Source organism: Massilia sp. FBCC-B171, from assembly GCF_059134155.1.
The window spans coordinates 371,808-388,633 of record NZ_CP101443.1; the positions used below are offsets into that span (position 1 = coordinate 371,808).

Here is a 16,826-nt window from a genome sequence, read left to right on the forward strand (position 1 = left end):
GTCATGACGCAACTGAAAATTGCGGTCGCCGGCGCCAGTGGGCGCATGGGCCGCATGCTGATCGAAGCGATCGGCGCCGCTCCCGATGCCGTGCTCGCGGGCGCCCTCGACGTCGCAGATTCTCCCTTCGTCGGCCAGGATGCCGGCGCCTTCTCGGGCCAGCTCACCGGCGTGACGATCGAGTCCGACCTGGCGCGCGCGCTGGGCGACGCCGACTGCCTGATCGATTTCACGCGTCCGGAAGGCACGCTTGAACACCTGGCCTTCTGCGCGGCGAACAATGTCAAGATCGTGATCGGCACCACCGGCTTCGACGACGCCGGGAAAGCGGCCATTGCCGCCGCCGCCGAAAAAATCGCGGTGGTCTTCGCCCCGAACATGAGCGTGGGCGTCAACGTCACCTTGAAACTGCTGGAGATGGCGGCGAAAAGCTTCAATGAAGGCTACGACATCGAGATCATCGAGGCGCACCACCGTCACAAGGTCGATGCCCCGTCCGGCACCGCCCTGAAAATGGGCGAGGTCATCGCCGACGCACTCGGGCGCGACCTGAAGGACTGCGCCGTGTACGGGCGCGAAGGCGTGACCGGCGAGCGCGACCCGTCGACCATCGGCTTTGCCACCGTGCGTGGCGGCGACATCGTCGGCGACCATACGGTACTCTTTGCCGGCACCGGCGAGCGCATCGAAATCACCCATAAATCGAGCAGCCGCGTGACCTACGCACACGGCGCCCTGCGCGGCGCGCGTTTTATTGCGGACAAGGCCAACGGCCTGTACGACATGCAGGACGTGTTGTCCCTGAAAGGATGATCCCATGGCAGTGGCAGAACTGAACGGCGCGGCAATCCTCAACGAAGCGACCTTCTTCGCCGAGAGCCGCAACGCTTTCGGCTTTCACACGGCCTCGGGCGACACGATCGACACCTGGGTCGATTGCCTGAGCTACCTGCGCGACGAAGAAAACATGACCAAGTTCCGGCTGCAGCCGAACGAAGTCCTGGAAATCGTCATCACCGACAGCGCCGCCCTGCGCAAGCGCCTGCCGGACCTGATCGACGAGATCGTCTTCTGCGTCGGCGGCATCAACGAGCGCTACGAAGACTACGGCGAGAAGCCGGCGCTGGAACTGGTGCTGCGCTAACCGGGTTTCGCCTTTTGCCCGCAAACGGCCTGCGGCGCCTCCGCCTTTTGCATGCAAGCGGCCCGCGGCAATGCCCGTACGGGGGCATTGAGGCCAATGGCCTCAATGACGGGTTCACCGGGCTCTCCGAGCCCACGCGGATCATGCGCACCACTAACAGCGCAGCAGCAGCTCCACCAACCCATGCATGCCCGAGATGGACATGACTCCAGACGACCTTCTACCGGCGAAAACGTCCTCCTCGGCCGCCGCAAGGTGGCGGAGCACATGAACCTGGCCGAGATCGACAGCATCCTCGTCATCGGCAAAGTCTGCGCCATGCGCCGCTACCTGATGACCCTGGCCCGCCACTGGCCCGGCATCGCCGTCTCGGCCTGCGCCATTAACTACTTCGGCCTGCCGGCTGAACGCTGGCACGAGCACGATGAATTCCGCGCACGCGTGCTGAACGAGTACCACAAGATCCCGCACTACCTGGCGCAGGACTTCCTGCGCGAGCTGGATGGGCATGCGCCGTATCCGCTGCTCGCTACCGTCCCATGAGGCGGCTCGGCAAGGCGCTGCTCGCAATCGCCACACTGGTATTGGTCTATCTCGCCGTCGTGGCCGGGTGGGCAGCGGCCTCGGTCGACACCCTGCTGGCCCGGCATCCGGCCACGCAGGAGTCGCCCCTGTCGCCACGCCAGCTTGCCATCCTGCTGAAGATCGAAGACCCCACCTTCTTGACGCACCATGGCCTGAGCCTGGCCGACGGCCAGGGCGTCGCGACGATTTCTTCGGCAGTGGCGCGCGAGCTGTTCCTGTACGACGTGCCGATGACGGGTGTGAGCGGCGCACTGCAGCGCTTCTACCGCGCCGTCTTCGAGTGCTGCAAGAAGGTCGATCTCGGCCGCGACACCATGGCGCTGGTGCTCGACGCCAGCGCATCGAAAGAGCGCCAATTGGCGCTCTACACCGCGACCGTCTACATGGGCCGGCATGAAGGACGGCAGGTGAGGGGACTCACGGCCGCCGCCCAGGCCTATCTGGGCAAGCCGCTGGCAGCAGTACACGATGACGAGATGGCAGGGCTGGTCGCCATGATCAAGGCGCCGAACGAATTTCACCCCACCCGCAACCGGGACGCTTACCAGCTGCGCCTGGCGCGGGTGCGCGCCGTGCTGGCCGGACGCTGCCGGCCCGACGGCTGGCTCGACACGACCTACGCGCACTGCGGCCGCTAAAAACTGCTGGGGTCAGGTCTGACATTCGGACACGGACGCTACCTTAGTCCACTGAGTTCACCTTCTCAAAAGCAGCAACAGCCCGGCTGACTGTTTTGGCCGATACACCGAAAGCGCATGCAATCTGGGGCATTGTGAACGCGGTCGACAGGTAGGCGCGTGCCATTGCTTCGCTTCTGTCGGCGTACCTAGCCTGATACGCGGCAAGCGTAAGCGCCACTGCACGCCGCTCTGTCCTGGCAACTTCCACGAGTTCTTCGGACCGTTGCATTTGCTGGTGGTGCGACACAAAATTATCGTCGCCCAACAAGATCTGGTGACGGGTGGCAGCGAGCGGGCTGGCTTTGCTAATTCCTGCCAGGACAAATGCCCGATAAGCAGCGACGGCTGCCGCGTGAGCAGTGCCGAACCGGCCGAGTAGCCAATCACGCTCGAGCCAACTCAGAGAGTGTTCCTGGCTGACAAAATAATGGCTACTCCACTGCCAATCGTCCAGGGACGACACCAGTTTTGCGCGCAATGGATTCAGCACGATGTACCGGGACAATTCCAAAAGATAACTTTCTTTCTGCACCAAAATGGCTTTGTAACGCCCTTGGAACAGGTGCCCGACAAGGCCGTGCCGCCAATTGAAACGTTGGGTGTACAAGCCATTGAGTTGGCGCATGCCCTGCGAAAGATTCCCCTCCACTGTTTCGACCAGCAGGTGATAGTGATTCGTCATCTGGCAAAAGCTGTGGACGACGAAGTGGTGGCGTTCGCACACCCGTCCAAGTATGTCCAGCCAGGCACGGCGATCGCCATCGTCCCGATAGATTGGATTACGCCGGTTGCCGCGCGCCGTGACATGGTAGAGGGCGCCGGGAAATTCGAGTCGGAGTGGTCGCGTCATACCCGTAACGGTACTGGCTGCTTGCTCCGTAGCGCTGAGATTGCGCAGTTGTCTGCCGGGCAGGCCTGAATATGTAGTTGAGCTCGTGTCCGAATGTCAGACCTGACCCCAGCTCTTTCCAGATGAACCAGTATAATGTTCTGCTCCACCCTCCCACATTCCGTCCGCAGAACATCATGCAAGATAAATATAGTCCAGCCGAAGTTGAACAGGCCGCGCAGGCGTACTGGAAGTCGATCGATGCCTATAAGGCCGTCGAGCACGACCCACGTTTCCCGAAGGGCAAGTACTACGCCTGTTCGATGCTGCCTTACCCATCCGGCAAGCTGCACATGGGCCATGTGCGCAACTATACGATCAATGACGTGATGTACCGCTACCTGCGGATGAACGGCTACAACGTGCTCATGCCGATGGGCTGGGACGCCTTCGGCATGCCGGCCGAAAATGCGGCGATGGCGAACAATGTGCCGCCGGCCGAGTGGACCTATTCGAACATCGCCCACATGCGCGGGCAGATGGAGTCGATGGGCCTGGCCATCGACTGGTCGCGCGAAATGACGGCCTGCAAGCCCGAGTACTACAAGTGGAACCAGTGGATGTTCCTCAAGATGCTGGAAAAAGGGATCATCTACCAGAAGACCGGTACCGTGAACTGGGACCCGGTCGACCAGACCGTGCTCGCCAACGAGCAGGTCGTCGACGGCAAGGGCTGGCGTTCGGGCGCGCCGATCGAGAAGCGCGAGATCCCGATGTACTACATCCGCATCACGGATTACGCCGACGAACTGCTCGACTATGTCGACAACAAGCTGCCGGGCTGGCCGGAACGCGTGCGTACCATGCAGGCCAACTGGATCGGCAAGTCGGTCGGCGTGCGCTTCGCCTTCCCGCACGTGATCATGGACGACGCCGGTGAACTGATCAACGACGGCAAACTGTACGTCTTCACCACCCGCGCCGACACCATCATGGGCGTGACCTTCTGCGCCGTGGCGGCCGAACACCCGCTGGCCCAGCACGCCGCACAGAACAATCCGGAGCTGGCGGCCTTCATCGCCGAGTGCAAACTCGGTTCCGTCATCGAAGCCGACATGGCGACGATGGAAAAGAAGGGCATGCCGACGGGTCTGTTCGTCACGCACCCGGTCACCGGCGAGCAGGTGCCGCTCTGGGTCGGCAACTACGTCCTGATCACCTATGGCGACGGCGCCGTGATGGGCGTGCCGGGCCACGACGAGCGCGATTTCGAATTCGCCAAAAAATACAATTTGCCGATCAAGCAGGTGGTCGAAGTCGAAGGCAAGGAATATTCGCTGGATGCCTGGCAGGAGTGGTACGGCGACAAGGAGCACGGCCGCACCATCAACTCGGGCAAGTACGACGGCCTCGATTACACCTCGGCCGTCAACGCCGTGTCGGGCGACCTCGCCGCCCAGGGGCTGGGTGACAAGAAGGTCACCTTCCGCCTGCGCGACTGGGGCATCTCGCGCCAGCGCTACTGGGGCACGCCGATCCCGATGATCCACTGCGCCGAGTGCGGCGTGGTGCCGGTGCCGGAAGCCGACCTGCCGGTCGTGCTGCCCGAGCACCTGGTCCCGGACGGCACCGGCAACCCGCTGAACAAGGACGAAGCATTCCTGGCCTGCACTTGTCCGAAGTGCGGCAAGCCGGCGCGCCGCGAGACCGACACGATGGACACCTTTATCGATTCGTCCTGGTACTACATGCGCTATACCTCGCCTGGCTCGAACGATGCCATGGTCGACGCGCGCAACGATTACTGGATGCCGATGGACCAGTACATCGGCGGCATCGAACACGCCGTCATGCACCTGCTGTACGCGCGCTTCTGGACCAAGGTCATGCGCGACTTCGGCCTCGTGAAATTCGACGAGCCCTTCGTGAACCTGCTGACCCAGGGCATGGTCCTGAACGAGACCTATTACCGCGTCGACGCGTCGGGTAAAAAGACCTGGTTCAACCCGGCCGACGTGGAACTCGTTTTCGACGACAAGGGCCGTCCGCAGAGCGCGACCCTGAAGCTTGACGGCCAGCCAGTCGAAATCGGCGGCACCGAGAAGATGTCGAAGTCGAAGAACAACGGCATCGATCCTGCAGCGCAGATCGAGCAATACGGCGCCGACACCGCGCGCCTGTTTACGATGTTCGCTTCGCCGCCGGAGCAAACCCTGGAATGGTCGGACAGCGGCGTCGAAGGCGCAAGCCGCTTCCTGCGCCGCGTCTGGGCCTATGGTTACGCGCAGCGCGAACGCATCGCGGCGGCCCTGGCTGGCCAGCAGCAAGGCACCCTTGAAGAAGCGCATAAAACCCTGCGCCGCGAAGTGCACAAGATCCTGCAGCAGGCCGATTACGACCTGAAGCGCATCCAGTACAACACGGTGGTCTCGGCCTGCATGAAGATGCTCAACACGATCGAGCAAGCCAAGCTGCCCGAAGGCGTGGCGGGCGACGCGGTCGTGGCCGAAGGCCTGTCGATCTTCCTGCGCATGCTCAACCCGGTGGCGCCGCACATCACCCACGCGCTGTGGCAGGAACTGGGCTTTGCCGGCGTCTACGGCGGCATCCTCGACGTGCAGTGGCCTGAAGTCGACCCGCAAGCGCTGGAGCAGGCCGAGATCGAGATGATGATCCAGGTGAACGGCAAGCTGCGCGGCTCGGTGAAGGTGGCGAAAGACGCCGACAAGGCCTCGATCGAAGCGGCCGCGCTGGCGTCCGAATCGGTCCAGAAGTTCATCGAAGGCACGCCGAAGAAGATCATCGTCGTACCCGGCAAACTCGTCAACATCGTGGTGTAAGGCATGCGCGCTCAAACCTCCTTCCTTGCGCGCGCCTGTGCGGCGCTGCTGCTCGTTACCACGCTGTCGGCCTGCGGCTTCCACCTGCGCGGCTCGAACGGCGCTTACACCATGCCGTTTACCAGCATCTACCTGGCCTTCCCGGACACTTCGCCGCTCGGCAATGAGCTCAAGCGCAACCTGCGCGCCGGCGACCGGGTCGTCATCGCGAGCAAGCCGCAGGATGCGCAGGCCCGCTTCGAAGTGCTCTCCGAAGCGCGCAACAAGACGATCCTGTCGCTGAACAACCTGGGCCGCGTGCGCGAATACCTGCTCGGCTACACGCTGGTATTCCAGGTGCGCGACGCCACCGGCAACCTGCTGCTGGGCCCGACCGAGATCACGCTGCGCCGCAACCTCGCCTTCAGCGAAGAAGCCCTGCTGGCCAAGGAAGGCGAAGAAGCGCTGCTGTACCGCGACATGCAATCCGACCTGGTGCAGCAGATCATGCGCCGCCTGGCGGCGCTGAAGCCACCAGCAGCGCAGTGAGACGGTAATGCAATTAAGGCCTGAGGCGCTCGAGCCCCATCTGGCAAAGGGGCTGGCGCTGCTGTACGTCATCACCAGCGACGAACACCTGCTGGCGCTGGAAGCGGCCGATAAAATCCGCCGCGCCGCGCGCGCGGCCGGCCATACCGAGCGCGACGTGCTCACCGTCGAGCGTACCTTCAAATGGGGCGAACTGCTGGCGGCGAACCAGGCGCTGTCCCTGTTCGGCGATAAAAAACTGATCGAGCTGCGCATCCCGAGCGGCAAGCCCGGCAAGGACGGCAGCGCCGCCCTGCAGGCCTATGCGAAGGACCTCAGCCCCGACAACCTGACCCTGATCACGCTGCCCAAGCTCGACTGGCAGACGGCCAAGGCCTCCTGGGTGGCCTCGCTGCAGCAGGCCGCGGTCTATATCGAGATCCCGAGCGTGGAGCGCGCGCAGCTGCCGAACTGGATCGGGCAGCGCCTGGCCGCGCAAGGGCAGAGCGCCGACCGCACCGCGCTCGACTTCATCGCCGACCGCGTCGAGGGCAATTTGCTGGCCGCGCACCAGGAAATCCAGAAGCTGGGCCTGCTGCACGAACCGGGCAAGCTGAGCTACGAGCAGGTGCAGGACGCGGTGCTGAACGTGGCGCGCTACGACGTGTTCAAATTGTCGGAGGCGATGCTGATGGGCGACCCGGCACGCCTGGCGCGCATGCTCGAGGGGCTCAAGGGCGAGGGCGAGGCGCTGCCGCTGGTCTTGTGGGCCGTCTCCGAAGAAATCCGCACGCTGTTAAAATTGAAGTCCGGGATGGCGCAGGGAAGGCCGCTCGGGGCGCTGCTCAAGGAATACCGCATCTGGGGACCACGCGAACGGATGATGGATCCGGCTTTGCGCCGCATTTCCTTGCCTACGCTGGAAGCGGCGCTGCAGGAGGCGGCGCAGGTCGACAAGATGGTCAAGGGATTACGGGCCAAGGCGTTCGCGGGGGATGCGTGGGATGCGATGCTGCAGCTGGCCATGAAGGTGGCGCGGTAGATAACGGACCTGCAGGTGCGCCGTTATTGGTGCGCATGATCCGCGTGGGCACGGAGTGCCCGGTGAACCCGTCATTGAGGCCATTGGCCTCAATGACCCCGTACGGGATACCTCATCGACCCAGCATGCAGCAACCCGTAGGGTGGGCGGGTCTCCCGCCCACGCGTTCAACGCACGCTCGCACATCGAAACGCCTCGATATCTAATGCCTCAACGCTAATTGGAATCAACCATGGACATCACCGACTACATGCACACGCTGGGCCGCAACGCCCGCGCTGCCTCGCGTGCGATGGCGCGCGCCGATGGGGCGACGCGTAACCGCGCGCTGCTCCTGATTGCCGAGGCCATCGAACGCGATGCGGCGCAGCTGGCGGCGGCCAATGCGCTCGACCTCGACGCCGCGCGCGCGGGCGGACTGGCGCCGGCCCTGCTCGACCGCCTGGCCCTGTCGCCCGCCGCCATCACCACCATGGTCGAAGGCCTGCGCCAGATCGCGGCCTTGCCCGATCCGATCGGCGAAATCTCGAACATGAAGTCGCGCCCGAGCGGCATCCAGGTCGGCCAGATGCGGGTACCGCTGGGCGTCATCGGCATCATCTATGAAGCGCGCCCGAACGTGACGGTCGACGCGGCGGGCCTGTGCATCAAGAGCGGCAATGCGGCGATCCTGCGCGGCGGCTCGGAAGCGATCCACTGCAACCGCGCGCTGGCCAAGCTCGTCACCGAAGGCCTCACCAGGGCCGGCCTGCCGCTGGACGCCGTGCAGGTGGTCGATACCGTCGACCGCGCCGCGGTCGGCACCCTGATCACGATGCCGCAGTATGTCGACGTCATCGTCCCGCGCGGCGGCAAGGGGCTGATTGCGCGCCTGATCGAGGAAGCGACGGTCCCGATGATCAAGCACCTGGACGGCATCTGCCACGTCTACATCGACGACAAGGCCGATATTGCAAAGGCGCTGCCGATTGCCTTCAACGCCAAATGCCACCGCTACGGCACCTGCAACACGATGGAAACGCTGCTGGTGGCGCGTTCGGTGGCTGCGGCCGTGCTGCCGCAGCTGGCGGAGCTCTACAAGACGAAAGAAGTCGAGCTGCGCGCTGACGAAGAAGCGCAGGCGATCCTGGCCGGCTATCCGCACCTGGCCGCCGCCGTCGAAGAAGACTGGAGCACCGAATACCTGGCCCCGATCCTGGCCGTCAAGGTGGTGGCCGGCATCGAGGAAGCGATGGACCACATCGACCGTTATTCGTCCAAGCACACGGAAGCCATCATTACCGAAGACTACAGCGCGGCGCTGCGTTTCCTGCGCGAGGTCGACTCGGCCTCGGTAATGGTCAACGCCTCTACCCGCTTTGCCGACGGTTTCGAGTACGGCCTGGGCGCGGAGATCGGCATCTCGAACGACAAGCTGCACGCGCGCGGCCCGGTCGGGCTGGAAGGACTCACTTCACTCAAGTACGTCGTGTTCGGTCACGGCGAAATACGCAGTTAATAATACGCAGCTAATAACAAGGAACCCATGTACCTCTGGATCAAAGCCTTCCACATCATCTTCATCGCCTCCTGGTTCGCCGGCCTGTTCTACCTGCCGCGTATCTACGTCAACCTGGCGCAGGAAACCGATCCTGCGGCCACCACCCGCCTGCTCGGCATGGCGCGCCGGCTGTTCCGGTTCACCACGATCCTCGCCGTTCCGGCGCTGCTGCTGGGCCTCTGGTTATGGCTGGGTTTCGACATCAAGGGCGGCTGGCTGCACGCGAAACTGGCGCTGGTGCTGCTGGCGATCGGCTACCATCATGCCTGCGGCTCGATCCTGAAGAAATTCGAGGGCGGCGTGAACAAGCGCAGCCACACCTGGTTCCGCTGGTTTAACGAAGTGCCGGTCGTGCTGCTGATGCTGATCGTGATCCTGGTCGTCGTCAAACCGTTTTAATTTGCATTCCCGGCCGGGTGCGCAGGCGCGCCCGGCCACACTATTTTTCACTTACGGACAAAGGGTACCCCCATGACCTCCTATTTTTGCCCCTGCCCGCGCGGCATGGAAGCGGCGCTCGCCGAAGAACTCACTGAAATCGCCGCGGCGCACAGTCCGACGCTGAAGGTTCACAACCAGGTTCCCGGCGGCGTGCACTGCTCGGGCACCCTGGTCGACGCGTATCGCGTCAACCTGCATTCGCGCATCGCTTCGCGTGTGCTCATGCGCATGGGCCAGCGCAGCTACAACAACGAAAACGACATCTACGACCTGGTGCTCGAGCAGCCGTGGGAAGACTGGTTCGGCGTCGACCACACGATCCGCGTCGACGTCACGGCCGTCAAGTCGCCACTCAAAAGCCTCGAGTTCACGACCCTGAAAATCAAGGACGCGATCTGCGACCGCTTCCGCGACATGTTCAACAAGCGTCCTTCGGTCGACACGCGCGAGCCGGACATGCGCATCGTCGGCTTCCTCGACGCGCGCAACTTCATCATCTACCTCGACACCTCGGGCGAAGCGCTGTTCAAGCGCGGCTGGCGCGAAGAGACGGGCGACGCGCCGCTGCGCGAGAACCTGGCCGCCGGCATGCTGCGCGTGTCGGGCTGGAAGCCGGGCACGCCCCTGTTCGACCCGATGTGCGGTTCGGGAACGATCCTGGTCGAGGCGGCGCAGATGGTGCAGGGCATTCCGCCCGGTGCACGCCGCCGCTTCGCCTTCGAAAAGTTCGCCGACTTCGAGCGCGAAGCCTGGCAAGAGATGAAAGCCGCGATCAAGGCCAATCCGCTGCCGGCGGAACCGACGATCTTCGGCTCCGACATCTCCGGCGACATGGTCGAGATGACGCGCCATAACCTGAAAATCGCCGGCATCCAGTTCGAGGTCCCCTTGAAACAGATCGAGGCCCAGCATGTGTCGCCGCCAGTCGACGGCCCCGGCATCCTGCTGACCAACCCGCCCTACGGCGAGCGGATCGGCGTGCGCGGCGACTCGACCATGGCGCCGGACGAGATGGCGGTGTCCTTCTATTCCGCGCTCGGCACCACATTGAAACAGCGCTTCGCCGGCTGGACCGTATTCCTGTTCACGGCCGACCTGTCGCTGCCCAAGCTGCTGCGCCTGAAAGAAGCGCGCAAGACGCCGTTCTTCAACGGCGCCCTGGAATGCCGCCTGTTCCGCTTCGACATGGTGGCCGGCTATAACCGCCGCGAGGAAGCCAAGCCGAAGACCGACTTGCCGACCGACGCGAACTGATCCGCCATGCTGCCACCGAGCGACCCCGACCAGCTGCCCAAGGATCCTGTCATCCCGGTGCCTTTGCCGGCGCCGCACAAGATCGTCATGCTGTCGGCCGGTGGGCTGGCAACCCTGCTGGCCGGGTTGGCGATGCTCGGACCGTTCTCGATCGACGCGTATCTGCCGGCCTTCCCGCTGATCATGGCGAACCTGCATGCCTCGTCGATCGAGGTGCAGCAGACCCTGACGGCCTATATGCTGGCCTTTGCCGCGATGGTGCTCTGGCATGGCGCGCTGTCGGACGCCTTCGGGCGGCGCAACGTCATCCTGGTGTCGCTGGTCGTGTTCGCGATCGGCACCTTCGGCTGCGCGGCCGCGTCCACCGTTCATTACCTGTGGGTGTTCCGCATCATGCAGGGGGTCTCGGCCGGGGCGGGGGTGGTCGTCGGGCGCGCCATCATCCGCGACCTGTATGCGGGCGCGCCGGCCGCGCGATTGCTGTCGATGGTGACGATGATCTTCTCGATCGCACCGGCCCTGGCGCCCGTGCTGGGCGGCTGGATCGTCACCTGGTTCGACTGGCGCGCGATCTTCCTTGCGCTGTCGGCCTATACGGTGGTGCTGGGCTGGGTGTGCTGGAAGCACCTGCCCGAAACCGTGCCGCCGGCGCAGCGCCAGCCCTTCAATCCGCGCTTCCTGGCGCAGAGCTATGGCGCGATCTTCAGTTCCTTCCTGTTCCACATGAAGGCGGGCGTCACGGCCCTGAACTTCGCCGGCCTGTTCCTCTACATTACCGCCTCGCCGGTGCTGCTGCCGGTGCACCTCAAGCTTGGCCCGTCCGACTTCGCCTGGCTGTTCGTGCCGACCGTGGGCGGGATCTTCCTCGGCTCGATGGCAGCCAACCGCCTGGCCGGCAAGTACAGTTTCGCGCGCCAGATCGGGATCGGCTTCGCCTTCATGCTCAGCGCCGTCACCTTCAATGTCGGCTACCACCTGTTCCTGCCGCCGGCGCTGCCGTGGACCGTGCTGCCGATGTTCTTCTTCACCTTCGGCAGCGCACTCATTTCACCGGGCGCCACGCTGCTCGCGCTCGACCTGTTCCCGCATATCCGCGGCACGGCCGCCTCCTGCCAGTCCTTCCTGGTCACCCTGCTGGGCGCGATCGTCGCCGGGGTCATCGCTCCGGCCCTGTCGCACTCGGTGCTGGCGCTGGCGCTCGGCCAGGCCGGCTTCACGATCCTGGCGCTCGGGTTCTGGCTGACCTCACGCCAGTACCGTAAAATCCTGGCCCGCAAGCCTTGAATCGCAAACAGCAGGTTTATGGGCGTAGTTTTGTTTCAAATTGTCAATACATTCATGCAAAAAGCATCATTCTTAAGCGGGAAAATCACACTTTTAACAGAAAGTATTGTTCCCAATCAGAAATGTATATATGCTAAGACGGCTTTTTGATCTGGATCAACACCAAGAATTGCCTTCTTATCCAGAGATTACATGAACGTCTGTCGTGGTAGCCCGGTCCGGGAATGCCACCCCAAAAACTTCGTACCGTGGCGTCGCTCGAGACAATGCAACAACCAGACCAGGATATCCGTAATCGCCTGCTGATTGCCCGGCTCCCGGCGATGCCGCAGATACTCATCAAGCTGATCGGGCATCTGCAGGCCGACGACCTTGGCATGCCTGAACTGGCCGCCCTGATCGCCAACGATGCGGGCATGACCGGCAAGCTGCTCGCCGTGGCCAGCAGCTCGGCCTACCACCGCAACCAGCGCGGCGTGAACCTCGAGCAGTCCCTCGTCGCCCTCGGCACGGACATGATCAAGACGCTGGTGATCAGCGATTCGGTATTCCAGACCTTTAACAGCTTCCCCCATTCGGGCAGTACCGACCTGCGCGCCTTCTGGAAGCGCTCGCTCAGCGCGGCCGTCATTGCGCGCGACATCGCGCAGCGCATCGACTACCCGCACCTGGAAGAAGCCTACCTGGCGGGCCTGCTGCACAATGTCGGGCGCCTGGCCTTGCTGGCCACCGCACCGAAGGAATACGCTTTCAACTTTACCGCGCTCGACGACGAGGACCTGTGCGCCGTCGAGCAGCGCACGCTCCAGATCACCCACGCTGAAGCCGGCGCCTGGCTGATCGAGCGCTGGCAGCTCGATTCCTTCCTGGCCGACGCGGTGCTGTACCACCACGAGTCGAGCGAACGCCTCGAGTCGGCCCATCCCCTGATCCGCATCGTGCGCCTGGCGCACCTAATGTCGAGCCACCCGGACGACAAGGCCGCTCTCGACGACGGCGCCGCCCTGTGCGGCCTCGATGCCGGCGAACTCGGTCCGATGCTGGCCAGCGCCGCGCGCCAGGTCGACAAGGCCGCGATCCACCTCGGCATCGACCTGGCCGGCGCCGACGACATCCCGGCGCCGCCGGCGTACGCGGCGCCCTTGATCGATCCGATCCAGCAGCGCCTGTCGGAAGAAGTACGCAACCTGGTGCTGGTGTCCGAAGTGGGGCAGACCTTCGCGCGCCAGCAGGGCGAGTCCGACCTGCTCGAATCGATGACGCGTTCGGCGCGCATCCTGTTCGACTTCGATAACACCGTGATCCTGCTGGAGAACCCGACCGGCCAGATGCTGATCGGCGCCCCCGGCGGCACGACCCAGCGCATCGCCGAATTCGCCATCCCGCTCAATAAAGGCGGGCTGGTCGCCGGCGCCGCCCTGCAGCGCCGCACTGCATACATCGGGCGCGAAGGCCAGCCCCTGAGCCTGGCCGAAGAGCAGCTGTTCCGCATGCTCGGCACCGACAGCCTGGTCTGCCTGCCGCTGGTGGCCGGCGACCGCTGCCTGGGCGTGATGGTGGGCGGCGTGGCGGCCTGGCAGGTGGCGGGCTGCCAGAAGCGCGAGCGCTTCCTGCAGTCCTTCGGCGCCCAGGCCGCCGCCGCGCTCGAGACGGCCTTGTCGGAGCGCGGCAACGCGCGCCGCCAGCTCGCCAGCGTGGCCGAGGAATACCGCGAAGCCTCGCGCCGCGTGGTGCACGAGGTGAACAACCCGCTGTCGATCATCAAGAATTACCTGAGTGTCCTCGACAGCAAGCTGGCGCGCCAGGAACCGGTCGCCACCGAGATGTCGGTGCTGAACGAAGAGATCGACCGCGTCGGCCAGCTGATCGGCACCCTGGCCGACATCAAGCCCCAGGAAAGCGGCCCGCGTCCGCTCGACGTGGCCAAGGTCGTCGACGACGTGGTGCGCCTGTTCCGCGCCGGCCAGTTCGTGCCGAACAGCGTCCAGATCGCCACCGCCATGGGCGGCGACGCGCGCCTGGTCGAGGGCGATGCCGACCTGCTCAAGCAGATCCTGGTCAACCTGGTCAAGAACGCGGTCGAGGCGCTGGCCGACAGCGGCGGCGGGCGCATCGAAATCGTCAACCGCGGCAGCGTCCACCGCGAGCGCCAGCTCTACGTCGAACTGGCCGTGACCGACACCGGGCCGGGCCTGTCGCCGGACGTGATGGCGAACCTGTTCTCGGTTGTACGCAGCACCAAGGATGGCACGCACCGGGGCCTGGGCCTGTCGATCGTGCACGGCCTCGTGAAGAAAATGAACGGCCAGATCGCCTGCCGCAGCGGCAGGGGCGGCACCGCATTCGAAATTCTGCTGCCGGCTTGGTCCGGCGCCAGCGCTGCGCCGGCATTGACGGCACGCGCACTAGGTTCAGTTTAAGGTCATGATGAACGAGTATCGTAACGGTGGGGATCCGGCCTTCCCCGCCCAGCATGCAGACACCGCTCCGCAGCCGCGCCTCCTGCTCGTCGACGACGAGCCGCGCCTGCTCGCCTCGCTCTACGAACTGCTGCGCGACCGCGGCTTCGACCTGACCACCGCCAGCTCCGGCAGCGAGGCCATCGCCCACCTGTCGCGCAGCCGCTTCGACCTGGTCCTGCTCGACCTGCGCCTGCCCGACATCGGCGGCCACGAGATCATGGACTTCATGAACGAACGCGGCCTCGACGCCGACGTGATCGTGATGAGCGGCGAAGTGGGCATCGATGCAGCCATCGGCGCCCTGAAACGCGGTGCCTACGACTACCTGCGCAAGCCCTACAGCCGCGAAGAGCTGATGAAAACGGTGGGCAATGCGCTCGAGCAGCGCCGCCTGGCCGTGGCCAACACGCTCATGGCGCAGCAGCTGGAAAACTCCGAAAAGATGTACCGCTACCTGGTCGACAGCTCGCCGGACATCATCTATACGCTGAACCACGAAGGCCGCTTCACTTTTGTGAACGACCGCGCCTACCAGCTGCTGGGTTTTTCGCGCGATGAACTGATCGGCAAGCACTATTCGATCCTGGTGCACGACGAAGACCTGGAGCGTGCGCGCTACGTCTTCAACGAGCGCCGCGTCGACGAGCGCGCTTCGCGCAACGTCGAATTGCGCCTGAAGTGCCGCGGCGCCAAGAGCAACAGCGGCGACCGCACCTTCAACAACACCTTGATGACGATCTCGCTGAACTCGATCGGCATGCACGTGCCCGACAGCGAAGTGCAGAAGCTCGAGTTCTTCGGCACCTACGGCGTCGCACGCGACATCACGGATCGCAAGCGCGCCGAGGAAGTCATTTCCTACCAGGCCTACCACGACATCCTGACCGACCTGCCGAACCGCATCCTGTTCAAGGACCGCCTGGGCCTGGCCGTGATCCAGGCCAAGCGCAAGCTGACCGAATTGGCCGTGATGTTCATCGACCTGGACCGGTTCAAACTGGTCAACGACACGCTCGGCCACGTCAAGGGCGACGAGCTGCTGCAGCAGGTCGCGGTGCGTTTGAAGGACTGCCTGCGCAAGGGCGACACGCTGGCGCGCCAGGGCGGCGACGAATTCACCATCGTGCTGCCGGAACTGCGCGACCGCGACGACGCCCGCGTCATCGCCGACAAATTCCTGGAAAGCCTGCACCGGCCCTTCGACCTGGACGGCCACGAAGTGCACATCTCGGCCTCGATCGGCATCGCCATCTATCCGGGCGACGGCGAATCGATCGACGAGCTGCTGCGCCACGCGGATATCGCGATGTACCAGGTCAAGGCGCTGGGCAAGAACGGCCACAGTTTTTACCATGACTCGATGCTCGACGTGTCGCACCAGAAGATCGCGCTCGAGCAATCGCTGCGCCGCGCGCTCGAGCATGGCGAGCTGGAGATGTATTACCAACCGCAGATCGATTCGGGCAGCGGGCGTATTGTAGGCGCCGAAGCGCTGATGCGCTGGAACCACCCGACGCGCGGCCTGCTGTCCGCAGGCGAGTTCCTGCCCTTCGCCGAAGAGAATGGCCTGATGCTGCCGATCTCGGATTGGATGATCGGCGCGCTGTGCCGCGATATGCTGCAATGGAACATGGCCAGCGGCCAGGCGGTGCGCCTGTCCCTGAACCTGTCGCCGCAATACCTCGACCGCGGCGACTTCTTCGAAAAGATGCGCGGCGCGCTGGTGCGCTACGGGATTTCGCCGGCCCAGATCGAGGTCGAGATCACCGAGAACATCTGCATCCGCAATCCGCAGTACGCGATCGAGCAGCTGAACAAACTGTGCCAGCTCGGGGTGTCGGTCGCGATCGACGACTTCGGCACCGGCTATTCGTCGCTGTCTTACCTGCACCGCTTCCCGATCCACACGATGAAGATCGACCAGTCCTTCGTCAAGGAGATCCACGACGCGAACGGGCACTATCCGGTGATCCTGGCGATCATCTCGATCGCGCGCGGCCTGAACCTGCACCTGGTGGCCGAAGGCGTCGAGACCGAAACCCAAGCGGACTACCTGCGCTCGAACGGCTGCGAGACGATGCAGGGCTATCTTTTCCACCGCCCAATCTCTCTGTCGAACTTCATCGGCGTGCTGCGCGCCCAGGCGCCGCTGGCAGGCGCCGTGCCGGGCGTGATGCAGCCCATCGTCTTCCCCACGCCGCTCGCGCGGCGTGCTTGA

14 protein-coding genes are annotated in these 16,826 nt (G+C 64.2%); 13 read left to right on the forward strand and 1 reads right to left on the reverse strand.

The window, feature by feature from the left end:
• Window positions 1–3 precede the first annotated feature (3 nt).
• The 4 genes from dapB (at window position 4) to NMB41_RS01720 (ending at window position 2,367) form a co-directional block, all read left to right on the forward strand.
• On the forward strand, window positions 4–813 hold the full coding sequence (dapB, locus tag NMB41_RS01705; RefSeq protein WP_494380767.1) for a 4-hydroxy-tetrahydrodipicolinate reductase: 810 nt from the start codon (window positions 4–6) through the stop codon (window positions 811–813).
• 4 nt (window positions 814–817) lie between these two features.
• Window positions 818–1,144, forward strand: a complete 327-nt coding sequence (locus NMB41_RS01710) for a barstar family protein (protein WP_494380768.1) — start codon at window positions 818–820, stop codon at window positions 1,142–1,144.
• A gap of 267 nt (window positions 1,145–1,411) precedes the next feature.
• Window positions 1,412–1,687, forward strand: a complete 276-nt coding sequence (locus NMB41_RS01715; RefSeq protein WP_494380769.1) for a hypothetical protein — start codon at window positions 1,412–1,414, stop codon at window positions 1,685–1,687.
• A complete protein-coding gene (locus NMB41_RS01720) occupies window positions 1,684–2,367 on the forward strand; it encodes a transglycosylase domain-containing protein (RefSeq protein WP_494380770.1) in 684 nt (227 codons plus the stop codon). Before NMB41_RS01715 ends, NMB41_RS01720 begins: the two co-directional genes overlap by 4 nt.
• A gap of 43 nt (window positions 2,368–2,410) precedes the next feature.
• Here the strand turns inward: NMB41_RS01720 and NMB41_RS01725 are convergent, their stop codons facing one another.
• Window positions 2,411–3,259, reverse strand: a complete 849-nt coding sequence (locus tag NMB41_RS01725) for a transposase (protein WP_494380771.1) — start codon at window positions 3,257–3,259, stop codon at window positions 2,411–2,413.
• Window positions 3,260–3,435: 176 nt separating this feature from the next.
• Between NMB41_RS01725 and leuS the strand changes: the two genes are divergently transcribed.
• The 9 genes from leuS to NMB41_RS01770 all read left to right on the forward strand — a co-directional run bounded on the left by leuS (window position 3,436) and on the right by NMB41_RS01770 (window position 16,826).
• Window positions 3,436–6,078, forward strand: coding sequence for a leucine--tRNA ligase (gene leuS, locus NMB41_RS01730; RefSeq protein WP_494380772.1), 2,643 nt, complete (start codon window positions 3,436–3,438; stop codon window positions 6,076–6,078).
• 3 nt (window positions 6,079–6,081) lie between these two features.
• A complete protein-coding gene (locus tag NMB41_RS01735) occupies window positions 6,082–6,606 on the forward strand; it encodes an LPS-assembly lipoprotein LptE (protein ID WP_494380773.1) in 525 nt (174 codons plus the stop codon).
• 7 nt (window positions 6,607–6,613) lie between these two features.
• A complete protein-coding gene (gene holA, locus NMB41_RS01740; protein ID WP_494380774.1) occupies window positions 6,614–7,627 on the forward strand; it encodes a DNA polymerase III subunit delta in 1,014 nt (337 codons plus the stop codon).
• A 232-nt stretch (window positions 7,628–7,859) separates the two neighbouring features.
• The gene (locus NMB41_RS01745; RefSeq protein WP_494380775.1) at window positions 7,860–9,125 is read left to right on the forward strand and encodes a glutamate-5-semialdehyde dehydrogenase; all 1,266 of its coding nucleotides are present in this window, start codon (window positions 7,860–7,862) and stop codon (window positions 9,123–9,125) included.
• 27 nt (window positions 9,126–9,152) lie between these two features.
• Complete coding sequence (locus NMB41_RS01750) at window positions 9,153–9,566, forward strand: CopD family protein (protein WP_494380776.1); 414 nt, start codon at window positions 9,153–9,155, stop codon at window positions 9,564–9,566.
• Window positions 9,567–9,671: 105 nt separating this feature from the next.
• Window positions 9,672–10,862 carry a THUMP domain-containing class I SAM-dependent RNA methyltransferase gene (locus NMB41_RS01755; RefSeq protein WP_494382915.1) on the forward strand — a complete coding sequence of 397 codons (1,191 nt, stop codon included), beginning with the start codon at window positions 9,672–9,674 and terminating at the stop codon, window positions 10,860–10,862.
• Window positions 10,863–10,868: 6 nt separating this feature from the next.
• Window positions 10,869–12,146 carry a multidrug effflux MFS transporter gene (locus tag NMB41_RS01760; protein WP_494380777.1) on the forward strand — a complete coding sequence of 426 codons (1,278 nt, stop codon included), beginning with the start codon at window positions 10,869–10,871 and terminating at the stop codon, window positions 12,144–12,146.
• 266 nt (window positions 12,147–12,412) lie between these two features.
• Complete coding sequence (locus tag NMB41_RS01765; protein ID WP_494380778.1) at window positions 12,413–14,566, forward strand: HDOD domain-containing protein; 2,154 nt, start codon at window positions 12,413–12,415, stop codon at window positions 14,564–14,566.
• Between the two features lie 7 nt (window positions 14,567–14,573).
• Window positions 14,574–16,826, forward strand: coding sequence for an EAL domain-containing response regulator (locus tag NMB41_RS01770; protein WP_494380779.1), 2,253 nt, complete (start codon window positions 14,574–14,576; stop codon window positions 16,824–16,826).

Excerpts from the sequence above, each read along its gene's own strand:
- dapB (WP_494380767.1), top strand. The coding sequence starts at position 4 with ATGACGCAACTGAAAATTGCGGTCGCCGGCGCCAGTGGGCGCATGGGC.
- NMB41_RS01710 (WP_494380768.1), top strand. The coding sequence starts at position 818 with ATGGCAGTGGCAGAACTGAACGGCGCGGCAATCCTCAACGAAGCGACC.
- NMB41_RS01715 (WP_494380769.1), top strand. The coding sequence starts at position 1,412 with ATGAACCTGGCCGAGATCGACAGCATCCTCGTCATCGGCAAAGTCTGC.
- NMB41_RS01720 (WP_494380770.1), top strand. The coding sequence starts at position 1,684 with ATGAGGCGGCTCGGCAAGGCGCTGCTCGCAATCGCCACACTGGTATTG.
- NMB41_RS01725 (WP_494380771.1), bottom strand. The coding sequence starts at position 3,259 with ATGACGCGACCACTCCGACTCGAATTTCCCGGCGCCCTCTACCATGTC.
- leuS (WP_494380772.1), top strand. The coding sequence starts at position 3,436 with ATGCAAGATAAATATAGTCCAGCCGAAGTTGAACAGGCCGCGCAGGCG.
- NMB41_RS01735 (WP_494380773.1), top strand. The coding sequence starts at position 6,082 with ATGCGCGCTCAAACCTCCTTCCTTGCGCGCGCCTGTGCGGCGCTGCTG.
- holA (WP_494380774.1), top strand. The coding sequence starts at position 6,614 with ATGCAATTAAGGCCTGAGGCGCTCGAGCCCCATCTGGCAAAGGGGCTG.
- NMB41_RS01745 (WP_494380775.1), top strand. The coding sequence starts at position 7,860 with ATGGACATCACCGACTACATGCACACGCTGGGCCGCAACGCCCGCGCT.
- NMB41_RS01750 (WP_494380776.1), top strand. The coding sequence starts at position 9,153 with ATGTACCTCTGGATCAAAGCCTTCCACATCATCTTCATCGCCTCCTGG.
- NMB41_RS01755 (WP_494382915.1), top strand. The coding sequence starts at position 9,672 with ATGGAAGCGGCGCTCGCCGAAGAACTCACTGAAATCGCCGCGGCGCAC.
- NMB41_RS01760 (WP_494380777.1), top strand. The coding sequence starts at position 10,869 with ATGCTGCCACCGAGCGACCCCGACCAGCTGCCCAAGGATCCTGTCATC.
- NMB41_RS01765 (WP_494380778.1), top strand. The coding sequence starts at position 12,413 with ATGCAACAACCAGACCAGGATATCCGTAATCGCCTGCTGATTGCCCGG.
- NMB41_RS01770 (WP_494380779.1), top strand. The coding sequence starts at position 14,574 with ATGAACGAGTATCGTAACGGTGGGGATCCGGCCTTCCCCGCCCAGCAT.